The sequence below is a fragment of the Deferribacterota bacterium genome (assembly GCA_034189185.1).
Lineage (GTDB): Bacteria > Chrysiogenota > Deferribacteres > Deferribacterales > UBA228 > UBA228.
This window is the reverse complement of record JAXHVM010000259.1, coordinates 1-1,980: the sequence shown is the minus strand read 5'-3', so window position 1 is coordinate 1,980 and position 1,980 is coordinate 1. Positions and strand designations below refer to the sequence as shown.

2 protein-coding genes are annotated in these 1,980 nt (G+C 31.3%); both read left to right on the top strand.

From position 1 onward, the window contains the following. Positions 1 to 721: ATP-binding protein (locus SVN78_10650; GenBank protein MDY6822064.1), on the top strand; the 721-nt coding region annotated here is incomplete at its 5' end. 62 nt (positions 722 to 783) lie between these two features. Further along, positions 784 to 1,980, top strand: a 1,197-nt coding sequence (locus SVN78_10645) for a sigma-54 dependent transcriptional regulator (GenBank protein ID MDY6822063.1), incomplete at its 3' end; no start/stop codon positions are given.

The window sequence follows — 1,980 nt, the reverse complement described above, 5'->3', positions numbered from 1 at the left end:
TCTAGCTTTATTAGAAGAGAGTATAGAAGAGAAAATAAAGATGGAAAAGGAGATTGCAAAAGCTGATAGATTGAGGGTTTTAGGGCAACTAACGGCAGGCATAGCCCATGAAATAAGAAATCCACTGGCAGCTATAAGAAGTGGTATTAAACTTGTAAAAAATAAAAAATATAACGAAAGAATTGTTGATTTGGTAACATCAGAGGTTGATAGATTAAACAGTTTTGTAGAGAGATTCCTTCAATATGCAAGTGTTGGAAAAAGTGAAGATAAAGAGATAAAAGCGAAAAAACTTTGTGAAGAAGTAATAGAACTTGTTGAATTAACATGTAAACACAAGAAAAATATAATCTTTCAAAGTACATTAGAGATAGATGAAAATGTGTTAATTAGAGGGGATAAAAATTATCTCAAACAAGCACTATTTAACATTGTTCTAAATAGTATTGAGGCCTGTGAAACAATAAATAGAGATGGTAAGGTATCAGTGTATGCTTATTTTGATGAAAGAGCAGTGTTTTTTGAGGTATCAGATAATGGGCCTGGTATCGATGAGGCTGTAAAAGAAAAAATCTTCGAACCCTTTTTTACTACAAAAGAAAAAGGTACAGGCTTGGGACTATCTATTACAAATAAAATAATCAAAGAACATGATGGTGAAATCTATGTTGAAAATAATAATGGCTTGAGATTTACCTTAAAACTTTTAAGGTATAAGTGATTGGTATATGGTTATGAGCTTATTATATAAATTAATGTTTGAAATATTTATAATTAGTGATTATGAAAGTTTTGCTTATTGAAGATAATGTATCTCTTGCCTCAATTATCCAGATTATGCTGGAAGATGAGGGTATTAATGTTGATTATAGTGATGATGGGCTTAAAGGCCTAAAACTTTTTAAAGAGAATTTAGATTATGATGCCGTTGTTATAGATATTAAGCTTCCAGGATTAAATGGTTATGAAATTTTTAAAAACATCAAAAAAATTAATGATACTATTCCAATAATTATTATTACTGCTTTTGGGAATATCCCCGATGCTGTAAAGGCGATAAAATCAGGTGCCTTTGATTATATAACAAAACCCTTTGACAATGATGAGTTTTTGATAGTTATTAAGAAAGCTATAGAATATAAAAGATTAAAGGGCGAGAACGTTAACTTAAAAAATTATGTTAAATCATTTATAAAACCTGAAATTATTGGCCAAAGCAATAAAATTGAAGAAGTGAAAAATCTTATTAAAAAGATTGCTCCAACTGATGCCACTGTTCTTATACTAGGAGAAAGTGGTGTAGGTAAAGAACTTTTTGCAAGAGAGATTCACTGCTTAAGCAAAAGGGCAGATAACCCTTTTGTGTCAATAAACTGCTCTGCAATACCAGAAAACCTTTTTGAAAGTGAGCTTTTTGGTTATAGAAAGGGCGCGTTTACAGGGGCAGATAAAGACAAAAAGGGAAAAATAGCAGAGGCATCAAAGGGAACTGTTTTTCTTGATGAAATTGCAGAGCTTCCTTATCACATTCAGGCGAAACTCTTGCGTTTTTTACAGGAGGGTGAAATCGAACCTATAGGTAATACAAGGCCGGTGAAGGTAGATGTAAGGGTAGTAGCTGCAACAAATAAAAACCTGCAGGAAATGGTAAAAGATAGAACTTTTAGGGAAGATTTGTTTTATAGATTAAATGTTTTTCCAATAAAGGTTCCCTCATTGAGAGAGAGAAGGGAAGATGTGCCATTACTCGTGAATCATATTATTGCAAAATTTGGGTTTAAAAATATTAAAATGAATAATAATGCAATAGAGAAACTTAAAAGCTATGATTGGCCTGGAAATATTAGGGAGTTAGAAAATATTGTTTATAGACTTTGTTTGTTATCAAAGGATAAAAAAATTAATGAGCACGATTTACCTGTAGATTTGAATTCTAATCCCAGCAATAAAATAAACCTATCTCTTCCAAATGACCATCTA